This is a genomic window from Rahnella sp. Larv3_ips (assembly GCF_003697865.1).
In the GTDB taxonomy this organism is placed as follows: domain Bacteria; phylum Pseudomonadota; class Gammaproteobacteria; order Enterobacterales; family Enterobacteriaceae; genus Rahnella; species Rahnella rivi.
The window spans coordinates 236,197-253,739 of record NZ_MJIB01000021.1; the positions used below are offsets into that span (position 1 = coordinate 236,197).

The 17,543-nt window shown below is 51.5% G+C and carries 18 protein-coding genes; 9 read left to right on the forward strand and 9 right to left on the reverse strand.

The features are described from left to right. The first annotated feature begins 64 nt into the window (after positions 1 to 64). The gene (gene tpiA / locus ED901_RS20560; protein WP_122097084.1) at positions 65 to 832 is read left to right on the forward strand and encodes a triose-phosphate isomerase; all 768 of its coding nucleotides are present in this window, start codon (positions 65 to 67) and stop codon (positions 830 to 832) included. 72 nt (positions 833 to 904) lie between these two features. Here tpiA and ED901_RS20565 read toward each other — a convergent pair whose 3' ends face one another. From ED901_RS20565 to cpxP, 3 genes are all read right to left on the reverse strand, one after another. Then, on the reverse strand, positions 905 to 1,894 hold the full coding sequence (locus tag ED901_RS20565) for a sulfate ABC transporter substrate-binding protein (RefSeq protein WP_056774555.1): 990 nt from the start codon (positions 1,892 to 1,894) through the stop codon (positions 905 to 907). Positions 1,895 to 2,081: 187 nt separating this feature from the next. Further along, the gene (gene pfkA / locus ED901_RS20570) at positions 2,082 to 3,068 is read right to left on the reverse strand and encodes a 6-phosphofructokinase (RefSeq protein WP_056774553.1); all 987 of its coding nucleotides are present in this window, start codon (positions 3,066 to 3,068) and stop codon (positions 2,082 to 2,084) included. 345 nt (positions 3,069 to 3,413) lie between these two features. Beyond that, positions 3,414 to 3,923, reverse strand: a complete 510-nt coding sequence (gene cpxP, locus ED901_RS20575; RefSeq protein WP_056774550.1) for a cell-envelope stress modulator CpxP — start codon at positions 3,921 to 3,923, stop codon at positions 3,414 to 3,416. A 151-nt stretch (positions 3,924 to 4,074) separates the two neighbouring features. On the opposite strand from cpxP, the gene cpxR reads away from it, so the two are divergent. The 3 genes from cpxR to trmL are packed head-to-tail and all read left to right on the forward strand — an operon-like array spanning position 4,075 to position 6,654. Beyond that, positions 4,075 to 4,776: an envelope stress response regulator transcription factor CpxR gene (cpxR, locus tag ED901_RS20580; protein ID WP_056774547.1), complete on the forward strand. Its 702-nt coding sequence runs from the start codon at positions 4,075 to 4,077 to the stop codon at positions 4,774 to 4,776. Next, positions 4,773 to 6,143, forward strand: coding sequence for an envelope stress sensor histidine kinase CpxA (cpxA, locus tag ED901_RS20585; RefSeq protein ID WP_056774544.1), 1,371 nt, complete (start codon positions 4,773 to 4,775; stop codon positions 6,141 to 6,143). Before cpxR ends, cpxA begins: the two co-directional genes overlap by 4 nt. 37 nt (positions 6,144 to 6,180) lie before the next feature. Next, positions 6,181 to 6,654 (forward strand): tRNA (uridine(34)/cytosine(34)/5-carboxymethylaminomethyluridine(34)-2'-O)-methyltransferase TrmL, encoded by a 474-nt coding sequence (gene trmL, locus ED901_RS20590; RefSeq protein WP_122097085.1) that lies wholly within the window; start codon positions 6,181 to 6,183, stop codon positions 6,652 to 6,654. Positions 6,655 to 6,703: 49 nt separating this feature from the next. On the opposite strand, the gene cysE is transcribed toward trmL, so the two are convergent. From cysE to ED901_RS20615, 5 genes are all read right to left on the reverse strand, one after another. Next, positions 6,704 to 7,525 (reverse strand): serine O-acetyltransferase, encoded by an 822-nt coding sequence (gene cysE / locus ED901_RS20595; RefSeq protein ID WP_056774538.1) that lies wholly within the window; start codon positions 7,523 to 7,525, stop codon positions 6,704 to 6,706. A gap of 89 nt (positions 7,526 to 7,614) precedes the next feature. Next, complete coding sequence (gpsA, locus tag ED901_RS20600; protein WP_056774536.1) at positions 7,615 to 8,634, reverse strand: NAD(P)H-dependent glycerol-3-phosphate dehydrogenase; 1,020 nt, start codon at positions 8,632 to 8,634, stop codon at positions 7,615 to 7,617. Further along, entirely contained in the window at positions 8,634 to 9,104 is a 471-nt protein-coding gene (gene secB, locus ED901_RS20605; protein ID WP_056774533.1) for a protein-export chaperone SecB, read from the reverse strand. The genes gpsA and secB overlap by 1 nt, the downstream gene beginning before the upstream one ends. Positions 9,105 to 9,162: 58 nt before the next feature. Next, the gene (gene grxC / locus ED901_RS20610) at positions 9,163 to 9,414 is read right to left on the reverse strand and encodes a glutaredoxin 3 (RefSeq protein WP_056774530.1); all 252 of its coding nucleotides are present in this window, start codon (positions 9,412 to 9,414) and stop codon (positions 9,163 to 9,165) included. Positions 9,415 to 9,467: 53 nt separating this feature from the next. After that, positions 9,468 to 9,899 (reverse strand): rhodanese-like domain-containing protein, encoded by a 432-nt coding sequence (locus ED901_RS20615; RefSeq protein WP_056774527.1) that lies wholly within the window; start codon positions 9,897 to 9,899, stop codon positions 9,468 to 9,470. A 303-nt stretch (positions 9,900 to 10,202) separates the two neighbouring features. Between ED901_RS20615 and gpmM the strand changes: the two genes are divergently transcribed. From gpmM to ED901_RS20640, 5 genes are all read left to right on the forward strand, one after another. Beyond that, a complete protein-coding gene (gene gpmM / locus ED901_RS20620; protein WP_122097086.1) occupies positions 10,203 to 11,747 on the forward strand; it encodes a 2,3-bisphosphoglycerate-independent phosphoglycerate mutase in 1,545 nt (514 codons plus the stop codon). 172 nt (positions 11,748 to 11,919) lie between these two features. Then, the gene (gene envC, locus ED901_RS20625; RefSeq protein ID WP_240994014.1) at positions 11,920 to 13,185 is read left to right on the forward strand and encodes a murein hydrolase activator EnvC; all 1,266 of its coding nucleotides are present in this window, start codon (positions 11,920 to 11,922) and stop codon (positions 13,183 to 13,185) included. Positions 13,186 to 13,187: 2 nt separating this feature from the next. Further along, entirely contained in the window at positions 13,188 to 14,168 is a 981-nt protein-coding gene (locus ED901_RS20630) for a divergent polysaccharide deacetylase family protein (protein WP_122097088.1), read from the forward strand. A 129-nt stretch (positions 14,169 to 14,297) separates the two neighbouring features. Further along, positions 14,298 to 15,521, forward strand: a complete 1,224-nt coding sequence (locus ED901_RS20635; protein ID WP_122097089.1) for a glycosyltransferase — start codon at positions 14,298 to 14,300, stop codon at positions 15,519 to 15,521. 2 nt (positions 15,522 to 15,523) lie between these two features. Then, complete coding sequence (locus ED901_RS20640; protein WP_122097090.1) at positions 15,524 to 16,453, forward strand: hypothetical protein; 930 nt, start codon at positions 15,524 to 15,526, stop codon at positions 16,451 to 16,453. 66 nt (positions 16,454 to 16,519) lie between these two features. On the opposite strand, the gene tdh is transcribed toward ED901_RS20640, so the two are convergent. Beyond that, positions 16,520 to 17,542, reverse strand: coding sequence for an L-threonine 3-dehydrogenase (gene tdh, locus ED901_RS20645; protein ID WP_056774507.1), 1,023 nt, complete (start codon positions 17,540 to 17,542; stop codon positions 16,520 to 16,522). Between the last annotated feature and the right edge of the window lies 1 nt (position 17,543).

A 17,543-nucleotide genomic window follows, 5' to 3' on the forward strand; every position in this document is an offset into this window, starting at 1 on the left:
AGGTAATCTGCTTGTTTGGCAGAAATTTTAATCGACATTCGCGTCCCCTTTTGGAGGAAAAAACATGCGACATCCATTAGTGATGGGTAACTGGAAGCTTAACGGTAGCACCCACATGGTTAACGAACTGATTGCTGCTCTGCGCACTGAACTGAGCACGGTCGAAGGTTGTGGCGTTGCGATTGCTCCACCAGAAGTTTACCTGTCACAGGCTAAACACGCTCTGGCTGGCAGCCGCATTGCGTTGGGCGCTCAGAACGTTGACGCTAACCTGTCCGGCGCATTCACCGGTGAAATCTCTGCCGACATGCTGAAAGATATCGGTGCGAAATACATCATCATCGGTCACTCAGAACGCCGCACTTACCACAAAGAAAGCGATGAGTTCATCGCCAAGAAATTCGGCGTGCTGAAAGACGCTGGCCTGATCCCTGTTCTGTGCATCGGCGAAACTGAAGCAGAAAACGAAGCAGGTCAGACTGAAGCCGTTTGCGCTAAACAGCTGGACGCCGTTCTGACCACCCTGGGCGCAAAAGCGTTCGAAGGTGCGGTTATCGCTTACGAACCCGTATGGGCGATCGGTACCGGCAAATCAGCCACGCCTGCCCAGGCTCAGGCTGTACACAAGTTCATCCGTGACCACGTTGCAAAACAAGACGCTGCGGTTGCTGAACAAGTGATCATCCAGTACGGCGGTTCTGTTAACGCGGCTAACGCGGCAGAACTGTTCACTCAGCCAGACATCGACGGTGCACTGGTTGGCGGCGCGTCACTGAAAGCAGATGCTTTCGCTGTGATCGTTAAAGCGGCGGCTGAAGCTAAACAAGCGTAAGCCTGTTTCTTTCGCGCACAAAAAACCCCGGCACGCCGGGGTTTTTTATTGCCTGAATTTACTGCGTCGGCATTAACGCTTAGAGATTTGGTCGAAAATCCCGTCAGTCGCGAAGTGTTCTTTCTGTGCCTGAGCCCAGGTGCCTGCAACCTGATCAATGGTGAACAGCTTCAGTTTAGGGAATTCAGACGCAAACTTTTTCTCTACTTCAGGATCACGTGGACGATAATAATTTTCCGCCGCGATAGTTTGGCCTTCCGGTGAATACAGGTATTTCAGATAAGCGTCCGCTACGGTGCGACTGTCACGCTTGTCGACCACTTTATCCACCACAGAAACTGTAGGTTCAGCCAGGATTGATTCACTCGGTGTCACAATTTCAAACTTGTCTTTGCCGACTTCCTTGGTCGCCAGCAGCGCTTCGTTTTCCCATGCGATCAGCACATCACCGATACCGCGCTCAACGAAAGTGTTGGTTGCGCCACGGGCGCCGGAATCCAGCACTTCGACGTTTTTATACAGCGCTTTCACAAAGTCCTGCGCTTTGGCTTTGTCATTATTGTTGTGATGCAGGGCATAACCCCACGCAGCCAGATAGTTCCAGCGTGCGCCGCCTGACGTTTTAGGGTTCGGCGTAATCACTGACACGCCCGGTTTGATCAAATCATTCCAGTCATGAATTTGTTTCGGGTTGCCCTTACGCACCAGGAACACAATGGTGGAGGTGTAAGGCGCGGAGTTATCCGGCAACCGGGTGATCCAGTTCTTGTCGATGCGACCACGTTCAGCAATCGCATCAACATCATAGGCTAGTGCCAGGGTCACAACGTCTGCTTCAATACCATTGATGACTGAGGTAGCCTGCTTGCCTGAGCCGCCGTGAGACTGGCGTACTGTGACCGTGTCGCCGGTTTTTCCCAGCCAGTATTTGCTGAAGGCTTTATTGTATTGCTCATAGAATTCGCGGGTTGGATCGTACGACACGTTCAGAATCTGAATGTCTTTGGCAATCGCCCCTGTTGCTACCAGCAGTAAAGCCAGGCCTGCACCCCATTTACGCATCGCACTCTCTCCCAGAAGTAGTTTCTATGAATTTCATTTGTTTGGTCTGATGAAGAGAGCCTGCCAGAGAAAAAGAAAACGAATAAAGAATAAAAGGTTTTTTACTATTACTTTATGGAATAACCAGAAAGCAGGTCAAAAAAAACCTCCCGTTAAGGAGGCTCTTTCACACAATTAACATTCTGTTTTAGAACAGTTTTTTCGCTGTGTCGTACCAGTCTTCTTTGAATTTACTTTTCTTGTTCTCTGGGGAAATACACACAGAGATTAATTCATGAACCATTTTCTCGTTTTCAACACCGACGCAGAAACCGCCATGGGTGTAGTCACGGCCTTCTTCCAACAGCAGGTCGACGGCATAAGCGCCCATGCGGGAAGCCAGGATACGGTCGTAAGCGACTGGCGCACCACCACGCTGGATATGGCCCAATACGGTGCCACGCGTTTCACGACAGGTTTCTTTCTCGATGTATTTAGCCAGCTCATCGATATCATCTAACTTTTCAGTGATAGCAACGATGGCGTGCTTTTTACCTTTCGCGATACCGGCTTTAATTTCAGCAACCAGATCATCACGTTTGAATTCAACTTCAGGAATAGCGATAAACTCGCAACCACCGGCAATGGCAGCTGCCAGAGTCAGGTCACCGCAATAACGGCCCATCACTTCCACAATAGAAATACGCTGATGTGAAGAGGAGGTATCACGCAGGCGGTCAATCGCTTCTACCACAGTACCCAGCGCAGTGAAGAAACCGATAGTGTAGTCAGTACCCGCTACGTCGTTATCGATAGTTCCTGGCAGGCCGATGCAACGAATGCCGCCTTCTTTCGTCAGCAGGTCTGCACCTGCGTAGGAGCCATCACCCCCGATCACCACCAGGCCGTCGATACCGCGATCTTTCATATTCTGCAGGGCAACTTTACGCATGTCCGGATCACGGAACTCAGGGAAACGCGCAGAACCCAGGAAAGTACCACCGCGGTTGATCATATCTGACACGCTATAGCGGTCCAGTTTTCTCATGCGGTTTTCATACATGCCGAGGTAGCCATCTTCAATACCGAAAACTTCCAAATCTGCCGATAAAGCCGCACGCACAACGCCACGGATCGCAGCATTCATGCCTGGGGCATCGCCACCGCTTGTCAGTACACCAATTTTTTTGATCATGACTACCTCTGAACTTGTAGATGCAATTTCTTAAGAATTTTGAGCCTGCCTGTTGGGCGAATTTAATTTATGCAGCCAAAGGGCTTATTAGCGTTTGAGCCTATAGTATAACAAAACACCGGAGCTGAATTGATTCAAGTCAGCAAGAACTCGCTTACAACGCTCTGTACTTCGCAATTTACTGATTCATACGGCTTTTACAACATATTTCCCGTTCGTTACAGACAGATTTCCAGCTTGTTAATTCAGCTTTATGAGAAAGAGGGCAAACTCAGGACAAAAAAAACCCCACCTTTCGATGGGGGAAGACAGGGATGGTGTCTATGGCAAGGAAAAACAGGGATCTTACTCGGTCGTGCTGGTACTACTCGTCTTCTGGGCAGAAGAGGGTTGTAAGCCAGATAACTGCATTTGCATTTGTTTAATGCGCTGCTCGTGTTTCTGGTTCAATACGTTTTTTTGCTCAGGCGTCAGCAGATTAAACATCTGATTGCGGATGCGGGCCATTTCAACCTGTCGATCCACCTGCTCCTGAGCCATCAATTCGGCTTGCGCCCGAACAGCCTGCTGATCGAATTTCTCAGCGGTAACCAGTCGGTGCATTGTTTCTAACTGTTCTACATTAATATCAGGCAAATCTTTACGCGCCTGGTGCATGAGGTCACGCATTTGCTGTCGTTGCTGCTCCGTCAGATTTACACCATCAAACATGGTGTTGCGATCCTGAGGCTTCTCCAACATCGTGCTATTATGTTCTGCTGGCATCGCCGACATCGGTTTTGCACCCTCTGCTAAAGCGACACCTGAACCCAGTGTCAGTAGCGTGGCCAAACCCAGTGAAGCTGCCTTAAACATCACACACTCCTAAAGTCTTTATCGCTTATCGCGAATCATTGAAAAGCAGTCTAAACCTGCTGCTGCAAACAAGCGTCAGTGCTTGTAAAAGTACGTAAAGTCATGGAATAGCGGCAATTGATGACGTATTTTGCGTCTAGAGGTAAATACAATGAATAAAATTTTGTTAGTTGATGATGACCGTGAACTGACTTCACTTTTGAAAGAATTGCTCGAAATGGAAGGCTTTAATGTTGTGGTTGCTCACGATGGTGAGCAGGCATTAGAGAAAGTTGATAACACCATCGATCTGCTGTTGCTTGACGTCATGATGCCGAAGAAAAACGGCATTGAAACCCTTAAAGAATTACGCCAGCGCCATCAGACGCCGGTGATTATGTTAACCGCTCGCGGCAGTGAATTAGACCGTGTTCTTGGCCTCGAACTGGGTGCCGATGACTATCTGCCAAAACCGTTTAATGACCGTGAACTGGTTGCCCGCATTCGGGCGATGTTGCGTCGTTCCAACTGGAGTGAACAACAGCAAACCAATGAGAACAACGGTTCCCCTACGCTGGAAGTGGATGGCCTGCAACTTAACCCGGGGCGTCAGGAAGCCAGCTTCGATGGTGAGGCGCTGGACTTAACGGGTACCGAATTTACCCTGTTGTATTTACTGGCAAAACATCTCGGCCAGGTGGTTTCCCGTGAACATCTGAGTCAGGAAGTGCTGGGTAAACGTCTGACGCCGTTTGACCGCGCGATTGACATGCATATCTCGAATTTGCGCCGTAAATTGCCCGACCGTCAGGACGGACATCCGTGGTTTAAAACCTTGCGCGGACGCGGCTATCTGATGGTTTCTGCTTCATGATAAACAGCCTTACGGCACGCATTTTTGCCATTTTCTGGTTCACATTAGCCCTGGTGTTAATGTTGGTACTGATGGTGCCGAAACTCGATTCACGCCAGATAACGCCGTTGCTCGATAACGAACAACGGCAAGGCCTGATGATTGAACAACACGTCGAAGCTGAGCTGGTGAACGATCCGGCAAATGATTTGATGTGGTGGCGCAGATTGTTTCGCGCAATTGATAAGTGGGCTCCGCCCGGCCAGCGTTTGCTGCTGGTCACCAGCGAAGGTCGTGTGATAGGCGCACAACGCAATGAAATGCAGATTGTGCGTAACTTTATCGGTCAGTCTGATAACTCAGATCGTCCGAAAAAGAAAAAATACGGTCGTGTTGAAATGGTTGGCCCGTTCTCAGTTCGGGACGGCGAAGACAATTACCAGCTCTATCTGATGCGTCCGGCCAGCAGTTCTCAGTCTGATTTCATCAACCTGATGTTCGACCGCCCACTGTTGCTGCTCATCGTGACCATGCTGATAAGCGCCCCGCTGCTGCTTTGGCTGGCGTGGAGTCTGGCAAAACCGGCACGTAAGCTGAAAAATGCGGCAGACGACGTGGCGCGGGGAAATCTGAAACAGCATCCGGAGCTTGAAGCCGGACCGCAGGAATTCCTCGCTACCGGCGCCAGCTTTAATCAGATGGTGAGTGCGCTCGAACGCATGGTGACGGCACAGCAACGCCTGATTTCAGACATCTCGCATGAGCTGCGAACACCTCTGACGCGTCTGCAACTGGCTACTGCACTGATGCGCCGTCGTCACGGTGAAGGTAAAGAGCTGCAACGCATCGAAAACGAAGCACAGCGTCTTGATAGCATGATCAATGACTTACTGGTGCTTTCACGCAGTCAGCATAAGAATGAGTTGTCCCGTGAAACGCTGAAAGCCAATGAATTGTGGGCTGGCGTGATTGACGATGCGCAGTTTGAAGCCGAGCAAATGGGCAAAACGCTGGAGGTAACGTCACCTCCGGGTCCGTGGAAACTCATCGGTAATGCGGCTGCTCTCGACAGTGCACTGGAGAACATCGTGCGTAACGCCCTGCGTTATTCACATCACCATATCGCACTGAATTTCGCCCACGACAGTGACGGGATCACCATCACCGTAGACGATGATGGGCCTGGCGTCAGTGAAACCGACCGTGAACAGATTTTCCGTCCGTTCTATCGCACTGATGAAGCGCGGGATCGCGAGTCTGGCGGTACCGGGCTTGGCCTGGCTATCGTCGATACGGCCGTTCAGCAGCACCGTGGTAAGGTCAGGGCGGAAGACAGCCCGTTGGGTGGACTGAGACTGATTATCTGGCTGCCACTGCACCAGCGTTAAGTTTCTGCTATTCTGCGTCCCTCTATCAGGGGGACGCATGCTTAACATCGTTTTATTTGAACCAGAAATCCCGCCAAATACCGGCAACATTATCCGCCTTTGTGCCAATACCGGCTGTCAGCTTCATCTCATCGAACCCCTGGGTTTCGGCTGGGACGATAAGCGTCTGCGCCGTGCCGGGCTGGATTACCACGAATTCGCCAATATCAAACATCATGCGAATTACGACGCCTTCCTCAGCAGCGAAAATCCACGACGCCTGTTTGCACTGACCACCAAAGGTACGCCCGCGCACAGCGCCGTCAGCTATCAGGACAATGATTTTTTGGTGTTCGGCCCCGAAACCCGCGGCCTTCCGGCATATATCTTAGATAACCTGCCCGCCCGACATAAAATCCGCATTCCAATGCTGGCAGAAAGCCGCAGCATGAATCTGTCGAATGCCGTTTCGGTGGTGGTGTATGAAGCGTGGCGCCAGCTGGGATACCCTGGCGCATTACTGAAGGAATAACGCGGCGGTAAGAGAAGAGAATGGCATGCAGAGGCATGCCATCAAAGTGTCAGATCCCATCTCCGAATTCGAAACCCTGCACAATACCGTTAAAGTGCTGATCCATATCCATTGAAGGACGTTCGCTCTCCGGCCTGCCGACGATGCGTGCCGGCACACCTGCTGCGGTGGTGTGTGCGGGTACTGACTGCAATACCACTGACCCCGCGCCGATTTTTGCACCCACGCCAACTTCAATGTTACCGAGAATTTTCGCGCCTGCGCCAATCATCACACCTTCACGAATTTTCGGGTGGCGGTCGCCGCAAGTTTTACCGGTACCGCCGAGTGTGACCGATTGCAGAATCGAAACGTCATTTTCTACCACGGCAGTTTCACCAATCACAATCCCGGTGGCATGGTCGAGCATGATGCCGCAACCAATGCGTGCCGCCGGGTGGATATCCACGCCAAAGGAAACGGAAATTTGATTCTGGAAATATATCGCCAGCGCTTTGCGGTCCTGCTTCCACAGCCAGTTGCCGATGCGGTAGGCCTGCAACGCATGGAACCCTTTCAGGTAAAGCAGCGGGGTGGAATATTTGTCGACGGCGGCATCGCGCTGATGCACCGCCAGGATGTCGCGCGCGGCAGAAAGGATCATTTGTTCATCGTTGCGATAGGCTTCTTCGACAACTTCACGGATCGCCATCGCAGGCATGATCGGGTTACCCAGCTTGTTGGCAAGGATGTAGCTCAGCGCGCCACCCAAGGTTTCATGCTTAAGTAACGTCGCGTGGAAGAAGCTCGCCAGCATAGGTTCACACTCAGCCAGTGCTCGCGCCTCTGATTTAATGTTATTCCAGACCAGCTCTAATTCTTCTAACGACATCACTGTTCCTTACGACTTTGCAAGTTCGGATAATAAAAAGCCGCCCTGTCGGGAACACCAACAAGGTGGCTATTCTTCTCATTCGCCTGTCAGTGGCTGTGTTTTTCGTCCTTGCTCGCACGGGCAAGTAAACTGATTGCGGCCTCACGGGCATCTTTACCGCAGTAAAGCACCTGATAAATCTGTTCCGTGATCGGCATTTCAACGTTATTACGTTGCGCCAGAGCCCGTACTTCTTTGGTATTGCGGTAACCTTCAACAACCTGGCCGATGGTGTCCTGAGCGGTCTGAACATCCTTGCCTTGCCCCAGCATAATGCCGAAACGGCGGTTGCGGGACTGATTGTCTGTGCAGGTTAACACCAAATCACCTAAACCTGCCATGCCCATAAAGGTGGCAGGATCGGCGCCTAAAGCGGAACCTAAACGCGTCATCTCCGCCAGACCACGGGTGATTAATGCCGTTCTGGCATTGGCACCAAAGCCAATACCGTCAGACATCCCGGCTCCGATGGCAATCACGTTTTTAATCGCCCCGCCCAGCTGCACACCGATAAAATCAGGGTTGCTGTAGACACGGAAGCTTTTGCCGCAATGCAGCAACTGCTGTAAATCTTCGGCAAAACTGGCATCGGTCGCCGCCAGAGAAATTGCCGTTGGCATACCCGCCGCCAGTTCTTTGGCGAAGGTTGGGCCAGAGACAACCGCTAACGGAATAGCATCACCCAGCTCTTCACGTGCGACATCCTGCAACAACCGACCGGTTTCTGCTTCAAGACCTTTCGTCGCCCACACGACTCGCGCATCAGGGCGCAGATGTGGTTTCAGCTGACGCAGCACATCACCAAACACATGGCTCGGCACAACAACCAGCACATTACGGCTGGCCGCTAACGCGACGGACAGATCAGTCTCAAGCAGTAAATTGTCAGGGAAAGGGACATCAGGAAGGAATTCCTGATTACAACGGGCACGTTGTAAGGCGTTGATGTGGTCGGGATTGTGTCCCCACAGCACAACGGGATGGCCATTTCTGGCAAGAGTAATTGCTAAAGCGGTGCCGTACGATCCGGCACCGATTACAGTCATTGACGCATTGACGGTTTTCATCAGGCATCCTGATGTGGTTCAGCACCTTCGGTTTCAGCTTGCTGTTGCAGATAGTTCATGAACAGCGCGTCGAAGTTAACAGGTGCCAGATTCAGTTGCGGGAAGGTACCGCGGGAAACCAGGCTGGTGATGCACTCACGGGCATACGGGAACAGGATGTTCGGGCAATATGCGCCCAGGCAATGTGCCATCTGGTTGCCATCAATACCGGAGATGCTGAAGATACCGCCTTGCTGAACTTCGCACAGGAACGCCGTTTCGTCGCCCAGTGAAGAAGTTACTGTTACACGCAATACCACTTCGTACACGCCTTCAGCCAGCTGGCTGGATGCGGTATCAAGATCCAGTTTCACTTCTGGTTGCCAGTCTTGCTGGAAAACCTGAGGTGCATTTGGCGCTTCGAAAGAGATGTCTTTGGTGTAAATACGTTGGATCTGGAAAGCCATCTCGGTGTTGTTTTGTTCTGACATGTGAGTAGTACCCTTGAGTTAATAGTCCTTTTAAACACTTAACTACGCTGCCGCCAAATTAACCCAGCAACGGGTCAAGGCCACCGCGTGCATCAAGTGCATGTAAATCATCGCAACCGCCAACGTGCTGTCCATCGATAAAAATCTGAGGAACGGTGGAACGACCGCTACGGGCGATCATTTTTTCACGTTTATCTGCATCGCCATCAATGGCAATTTCATCGAATGAAGCGCCCTTGCTGTTCAGCAAAGCTTTCGCACGATGGCAATAAGGACAGGTTGCCTTGGTGTAGATTTCAATTTTAGCCATGTGTTCCACCTCTAAGTCGTAGATTTTAATGCCGTTGCGATTGGGCTGAGATCTTACTTACCGCGCGCCAGTGGCAGGTTTTCACCGCTCCAGCCGCTGATGCCTTCTTTCAACGTGAACACACGCTCAAAACCGGCGGCGATCAGGCCTTCAGCTGCAGTACGGGAAGTTTGGCCCGTTGCACACACCACGATGACCGGCTGTGCTTTGTGTTTTGTCAGCTCACCCAGATTGTTGCTTTTAATGTCTGTGGTCAGCACATTTAAAGAGGTGGCGATGTGGCCTTTGCGGAACTCTTCACGCGTACGCACATCGACAACGACGGCATCTTCTTTGTTGATCAGGCGGGTTGCTTCACCACGGGTGATCTCTTTCACTTTAGAAAAACGTGTTTTAAAGGTGGTCACAATTACTGCAATCAGTAACGCAACCCACGCCAGGCTGAGAACCGGATGCGCACTGATGAATGGCATAATATCTTGCATGGGGTGTAGCAACTCCCGTCAGTTGGGGGAAAATTCAAGGCTTCAGAGTATACCTGCGCGTCGGAGCAAATACAGCCAGTATGCGCGGGCTAATGCCACAATCTGCGGCACATCCCGAGAAATTAGCACGCCTTTATGGCGAAAGTTAACCCTCACCTCACCCCATCTTTGATCTCTCACGGCTATTCACCTTTCCCGCTGAGGTAAAATCAGCCCGCGTAAATCTCCATAGCCGCGCCCGTTTCCCCTGTTGAGCCGGCGAGGCTATTGAGCATTTCATCTTTCAAACTGAGGTCAATTGACATGTCGAGCAACAAAAAACCGATGGTTCTGGTGATTCTTGATGGTTACGGCCATCGTGAAGAGCAACAAGACAACGCCATTCTGAATGCCAAAACACCGGTGATGGATTCTCTGTGGGCGACCCAGCCTCATACACTGATCGCCGCCTCCGGCCTGGACGTTGGCCTGCCTGACGGCCAGATGGGTAATTCTGAAGTCGGCCATGTCAATTTAGGCGCGGGTCGCATTGTGTATCAGGACCTGACCCGCCTTGATAAAGAGATCAAAGAAGGCGATTTCTTTAATAATAGCGTACTGACTGCCGCTGTTGATCGCGCCGTCAGCGCGGGCAAAGCCGTCCACATCATGGGTCTGCTGTCTGCAGGCGGCGTGCACAGCCATGAAGACCACATCATGGCGATGATTGAACTGGCAAACCGTCGCGGCGCAAAAGCGATTTATCTGCATGCATTCCTCGATGGCCGTGATACACCGCCGCGCAGCGCAGAATCCGCTTTAAAACGCTTCTCTGAAAAATTCGCTGAAATCGGCACTGGCCGTATCGCCTCTCTTATTGGCCGTTACTACGCCATGGATCGTGATAACCGCTGGGATCGCGTACAACTAGCCTATGACCTGATGACACAGGCAAACGGCGCGTTCACCGCCGATACCGCGTTAGCAGGCCTGCAAGCTGCGTATGCCCGCGATGAAAATGATGAATTCGTGAAACCTACCGTCCTGCAAACAGCCGGTGAAGAAACCGCAGCCATCAACGATGGCGATGCGATGATCTTCATGAACTTCCGTGCTGACCGTGCACGTGAAATTACCCGCGCCTTTATCAGCCCGGACTTCGACGGTTTTACCCGCGAAAAAGTGATTAACTTCGGTGATTTCGTGATGCTGACCGAATATGCCGCTGACATTGATGCTGCCTGCGCCTACCCACCGGCGTCACTGAAAAACACCCTGGGCGAATGGCTGATGGCGCATGACAAAACGCAACTACGCATCTCCGAAACCGAAAAATACGCCCACGTCACCTTCTTCTTTAATGGCGGGATGGAAGATGCGTTTACGGGTGAAGACCGTATTCTGGTGAAATCACCGAACGTCGCCACCTATGATTTACAACCGGAAATGAGCTCTGCTGAACTGACAGACAAACTGCTCGGCGCCATCGCCAGCGGTAAGTACGACGCCATTATTTGTAACTACCCGAATGGCGATATGGTCGGCCATACCGGTGTATACGAGGCGGCAGTCAATGCGGTCGAAACGCTGGATAAATGCGTCGCTCAGGTTGTTGATGCAGTGAAAGCCGTCGGCGGCCAATTGCTGATCACCGCTGACCACGGTAACGCAGAGCAAATGCGTGATCCCGCGACCGGTCAGGCGCACACCGCGCACACCAGCCTGCCGGTTCCACTGATTTATGTGGGTGGCAACGCAGTGGCAGTGGAAGGCGGTAAACTGTCTGATATCGCACCGACCATGCTCTCACTGATGGGAATGGAGATTCCGCCAGAAATGAGCGGCAAGCCGCTGTTTATCGCGCGTTAATTTCCGAAAAAACGCTGAAACACAGGCGTATCAGCTCAGGCTGGTACGCCTTTTTTGTTTGTGCATCAGCCGGTTGATTAGTGTTACGATACGGCCAGGGACAGCCATATTGTCTATCATCCACGGTCGACAAGCGGAAAAAAGTTTGAGCAAATTCATTCATTTCAGCCTGATGAGAAATCGCCTTTCCGCTTCGGACAAGGGCGCATCCGCCTTCCCATCTTCAGCCTTATTACTCTGTGCCTCATTACTGACGCTTTCCCTGAATGCCCACGCTGATGACAATAAAGATCAGCTCAAAACCATTCAGCAAAACATCGCAGAAAAAGAAAAAAGCGTTAAGCAGCAGAAACTGCAACGCGGCACATTGCTGCAACAATTGCAGGCGCAGGAAAAAACCATTGCTTCAGCCAGCAGCGAACTTCGCGGCACGCAATCCACGCTAACCACGCTCGGTAAAGAGATCTCCGGGCTGACGGCGTCTATCGACAAGTTGCAGAAACAGCAAAAAACCCAGGAAGCCATCCTCGCCAAACAGCTCGATTCCGCTTTTCGTGTGGGCCAGCATAAAGGTCTGCAACTCCTACTCAGCAGTGAAGAGAGTGAACGCAGCGAGCGGATCCTGGCGTATTTCGGCTACCTGAACGAAGCCCGGCAGAAGAGCATCGAAGAACTGAAGCAGACGCGCACCACGCTTGGAGAACAGCGGGTTTCTCTGCAATCCAAACAAACCCAACAGAAAAGCCTGTTAGGCGAGCAGCAAACCCAACAGCAAAAGCTGGAGCAAGCTCGATTAGCACGTAAGAAAACGCTGACGGCGCTGGAATCCTCTTTGCAAAAAGATGAACATAGCCTGACTGAGCTGCGCGCCAACGAATCCAGTCTGCAAAACAAAATTGCCGCCGCTGAACGTGCGGCAAAAGCCCGTGCAGAAAAAGAAGCACGTGAGGCCGCAGCGGTCAGGGCCAAAGAGCAGCAGGCGAAGAAAAAAGGGTCAACCTATAAACCTACCCAAAGCGAGCAATCACTCATGGCGCGTACGGGCGGGTTGGGCAGGCCATCAGGCCAGAATATGTGGCCGGTGAATGGTTCGTTGATACACCGTTTCGGCGAACAGTTACAGGGTGAACTACGCTGGAAAGGCATCGTGATTTCAGCGCGTGAAGGCAGTGATGTCCGGGCGATCGCTGAAGGCCGCGTCATTCTGGCAGACTGGTTACAAGGCTATGGTCTGGTTGTGGTCATTGATCACGGCAGGGGCGATATGAGTTTGTACGGATACAACCAGGATGCGCTGGTCAGCGTAGGCGACCAGGTGAAAACCGGTCAGGCTATTGCCAAAGTAGGGAACAGCGGCGGACAAGGCCAGCCATCGCTGTATTTTGAAATTCGTCGTCAGGGCCAGGCCGTTAATCCACAGCCGTGGTTGGGAAGATAGCATTGCGATACAAAAAGTCCGTTTTAGTTGCCCTCTGTGGTACTGCGTTATTCGTTTGTCAGGTTCAGGCAGCGAAATTATCCATCCTGATCGATGACTTTGGTTATCGCCAGCATGAGGAAAACCAGGTACTTCAGATGCCAAAAGCGGTATCCGTCGCCATTTTCCCCAATGCCCCTGATTCGCAAATGATGATGAACAAAGCCCATCAGCAGGGACGTGAGATCCTCATTCACCTGCCGATGGCGCCGCTCAGTAAGCAACCGCTGGAAAAGGATACCCTCACGCCGTCAATGAGCGCGGCTGAGGTCAAACGTATCGTTGATCAGGCCATCCGCAATATTCCCTACGCCATCGGCATCAATAACCATATGGGCAGCGCGATGACCTCAAGCCGCAGCGGCATGGACAATGTCATGCAGGCGATGAACGCCCACAATCTGTTTTTTCTCGATAGCATGACTATCGGCAATACCCAGTCGGTCAATGCGGCTCAGGGAACGCGCGTGAAAGTCATCAAGCGCAATGTCTTTCTGGATGATGTGCAAAATGAGGGCGAGATCCGCCGTCAGTTTGAACGCGCCATTCAGCTGGCACGTAAGAATGGCTATGCTATTGCCATCGGGCATCCTCATCCGGCGACAGTAAAAGTGCTGCAACAAATGCTGCCGAATTTGCCTTCCGATATTGTTCTGGTTCGGCCAAGTGAGTTACTTAACGAGCCGGTGCACAGCTCATCATCAGCGGGTAAACCGCCGAAATCGACACCGGTAAAATCCGCGAGCAAAGGCATCAGCGTGTGCCGTGTGAAACAGCCTGCTCCGCAAATTTACGCAGACACGATGTTTAAAGTTATCGGTGAAAGCCTGGCAACATTACCGGCTGTGGTATTCGTTGAACGTCAGTATCATATTTTGACCACGTCTGTGGGATCGGCACCGGTTGAGCCGCATGCCGACACCACACCCGAGGCGAAGAAATAAAACACGTACGCAACGTATTGATAAGCAAGCTCATAGCGCCTAAAAGCAAATAGGTAGAGCTTAAAGAATTTGCCCCTTATAATGGGCGCTGCATGTTTTTGGATTCAGACTGCGCAGGGGCGCTCATAAATGGGACAAGATCGATCTAAAATTCTGCTGCTCGACAGCGGCAAAGAATGGGGAGGTGGCACTAACAGTATGTTAGAGCTGCTGAAAAGAATCGATCGGGAAAAATTTGAAATCAGCTGCTGCTTTTATAACGATTACGCGCGTGATAATGGGGAAACCATCAGCCAGATCCTGAACTCGCTGAATATTCCGGTCTTCTTCATTCCTCAGGTTAAGCAACCTGCATGGGCAAAAATCAGTAAAGAAGTGCTGCGTACCCTGTTTTTCTTCAGCAGTGCCCTGCGCCAGAAAGCCATTTACTCCATCGATAAAATCTGGCGCATCAATCCCAATATCCGCAAAATCCACTCCCTGCTGGAGCTTGGACAGTTCGACATTTTATATATGAATAATCAGCCCAGCTCTAACGTTGAAGGCTATTATTCCACCGCCGGTTTACCGACAGAAATTGTGCAGCATTGCCGCATTGAGCCGGTCCTTAACCGCGATGTCGTGCGGATTGTGAACAAGTTCTGCCACAGCATTATTTCTGTGTCTCAGGGCGTTCAGGAACAATTGCTTAAGCGCGGCGTGCGCAGCGAATTATGTTTCACCGTTTTCAATGGCATTGATATTAATCAGCCGCTGCCTGATGGCAAAAATATTCGCCGGGAGCTGGATGCTAAAGACGATACTTTCATCTTTGGCAGCATCGGCTCTCTGATCAACCGCAAAGCCCATCACTTCACCTTGCTCGCGCTGGATAAATTCAACCGCGCCTTTCCTGAAGCAAAATGGAAGATGGTTTTTGTGGGCGAAGGCCCAAATTTGCGTCGCTTAATCCAGCAGGCTGCCAGCCTGAATATGATGGATAAAGTGGTATTCACCGGCTTTCAAAATAATGCGCTGGAATATCTTTCCGCTTTCGATGCCTTTATCCTGGGATCGAAAAGTGAGGGCCTGCCGCGCGTTGTCCTGGAATCTATGTTATTGAAAACGCCAGTGATTGGTTCCAATGTCACCGGCACGGCTGAGCTTGTGAAGAATACTGAAACGGGCATGTTGTTCGAGTACGGCGACGTTGAGATGCTGTTTAACCATATGAAAACGCTGTATCTCAACGAGCACCTCCGCCACGAGATCGCGCAGCGGGCGAACATGAATGTTCGCGATAAATTTGCCATTGAGAAGTATGTCTCTGGCGTAGAAACCGTTTTAAGCAGTGTCAAAAAGAAACAAGGCTGAACATGTTCAAATTTCTGAATTCAAAATATCGTCATATTCTTTCGCGTCACAATCTGCCTTACGCGAAGACGCTGACTGCCGGTATGCCAAAGAACAGCGTGACGTCTGTGGTGATCCCTTCCACGGGCGCTGACTATATTGAAGAAGCCTGTTTGTGCGCCGAGTTTGCCGACAAATTTGCCACTGAGTTGCAGGAAATCGTCATTGTTACCGATCAGGACGCCAGCCAGTTCAGAACGCTGCCAGAGAAAGTCCGTATTGTGACACTCAGTCCTGAAACAAAATCCGGCGACTATCGCTATAAGCAAATTTACCTGAGCCGGTTGATCAAACTGATGGCGCCCTTGCAGGCCAGAACTGACGGTATTTTGATGATCGATTCGGATTTGAATCTCCTGAAAATGCCGGAAATTCAGCTGCATGAAAATCACATTTATTCGAGTTTCCGTCAGGGCAAAATGATCGCAAAACTCGACGGTTGCGATCCGGCCAGCATTCCGGCTTATTACAAAGACAGCGTGCGACCTTACATCGTTGACCACGTTAACGGGGCATTCTTAGCGGCAACGCGCAAAACCTGGGAACGCCTGTGCCCGCTGTGGATTATGTTTTTCCGCGATACCTGGAATATTCTGCCTGATAACCAACCACCCACGGATCAACTGCCGCTCGCTGCCATGCTCGATACGCTGGACATCCAAAGCGTCAATTTAGGCGACTGGATGAACTGGCCGGTGTCGAAGAAAATTGGCGGCACGCCGTCAGTCATTCCAAAAGAAGTGATTGGCGCGCACGGGGGTTTCCCGCTGTCTGAATGGCAGAAATATCTGGCCTCGCCGGATAATGAGTTGCTGTTTAAAGGGCAGGATTACACCCGCAAAGTGCGCTATCTCACCGATGCTGAGAAGCAAGCGGCAGATCCCACGCTGTAGAATGTATTGTGGTACGAAAAAAAAAGGCCCGCTGATTTTGCGGGCCTTTGTCATTGAAGCGTTGAGTTACCAGTCGAGAATGACTTTACCTGAGTGCCCGGAACGCATGGCATCGAAGCCTTTCTGGAAGTCATCAATGGGGAAATGATGGGTAATCAGCGGTGTGAGATCTAAACCAGACTGGATCAGCGCCGCCATTTTGTACCAGGTTTCGAACATCTCACGCCCGTAAATCCCTTTGATAAACAGACCTTTGAAGATCACCTGATTCCAGTCGATCGCCATTTCGGTCGAAGGAATGCCCAGCATCGCAATCCGGCCGCCGTGATTCATCGCGCTGAGCATGCTGCGAAATGCAGCCGGCGCACCGGACATTTCCAGACCGACGTCAAACCCTTCCGTCATTCCCAGCTCTTCCATCACTTCAGGCAGGCTTTGCTGGCTGACATTCACCGCACGGGTGACGCCCATTTTTCGTGCCAGCTCCAGCCGGTATTCGTTCATATCCGTGATGACCACGTGGCGCGCACCGACGTGTTTGCAGATGGCCGCCGCCATGATACCGATCGGCCCGGCACCACTGATCAGTACATCTTCACCCACCAGATCAAACGACAGTGCGGTATGCACCGCATTGCCCAGCGGGTCGAAAATAGCGGCCAGATCATCAGAAATGTTGTCAGGGATTTTAAAAGCATTGAACGCGGGCAACACCAGATATTCAGCAAACGCACCAGGGCGGTTAACGCCGACGCCCTGCGCATTTCGGCACAAATGCGTGCGGCCACCGCGACAATTGCGGCAATGCCCGCAGGTGATATGCCCTTCGCCGGAAACACGGTCGCCGAGACTAAAGCCTTTAACTTCCTGCCCGATCCCGACCACTTCACCGACGTACTCATGGCCGACCACCATCGGCACCGGAATGGTTTTTTGTGACCATGCATCCCAGTTGTAGATATGCACATCGGTGCCACAGATCGCCGTTTTGCGGATTTTAATCAGCAAATCGTTATGGCCCATTTCCGGCACCGGCGCATCGGTCATCCAGATGCCTTCTTCACGTTTCAGTTTCGCTAACGCTTTCATG